We start from the raw sequence: 657 nt of genomic DNA, 5'->3' as shown, positions 1-657 counted from the left end.
CTCCTTGGCGACCGCAGCCGTCGGCGCGCCCGCGGCGTCGACCGTCGCCTGGGCCACGACGTCGCCGGTCTGCGCGTCGTACGTCGTGGTCGTCCGGGCCACCGCCGTACCCGCGCCGGCGCCGCCCGAGATCTCGACCGCCGTGACCCGGTCGGCCGCGTCGACGACCGTCCGCGTCTGCCGCGTCTGGCCGTTGGCGGCCTCGGTCGTGAGGGTCGCCGTGCCGAAGCGGTTGTACTCGGTGACCCGCTTCTCGGTGAGCTGGCCCGGCATGCGCGTCGCGTCGTGCCCCGTGACGGCACCCGCGTAGCGCGTGACGCACGGCTGCCCCGCCCACTCCGGCCGGTTGCGGCACGCGGCGTCGGCCGCCGAGCCGTCGGCGGTGTACAGCACGGAACGCACCGTGCCCGCGTCCGCGCCGGACGAACCCGCCTTCGACGACGAGAGCACCCGCCCGCGCACGTCGTAGACCGTCGTCGCACGCAGCGGCGCCGGTCCGTCGGCGTCGACCGTGACGCTCGTCGGCTGCTTGTGCACCCAGCCCGACGTCGGCCCCGTGACCGCCGCACCCGGCTCCAGCGGGTCGTACCCGTAGGTGGTCAGGGCGCCGTCGAGGAAGTCGGCCGTGCGCACGTCGGCACCCAGGCCGACCGTGCC

Annotated in this window: 1 protein-coding gene; it reads right to left on the bottom strand. The window is 76.3% G+C overall.

Features of this window, described 5'->3' with window-relative positions:
- Positions 1–657 (bottom strand): hypothetical protein (locus G3I71_RS45435; protein ID WP_164324785.1); only part of this gene is annotated, 657 nt, incomplete at both ends.

Origin of the sequence: Streptomyces sp. SID12501 (assembly GCF_010550245.1) — a bacterium.
Classification (GTDB): Bacteria; Actinomycetota; Actinomycetes; order Streptomycetales; family Streptomycetaceae; genus Streptomyces.
Note: the sequence above shows the minus strand (reverse complement) of the source record. Positions and strands in the feature narration are given on the sequence as shown.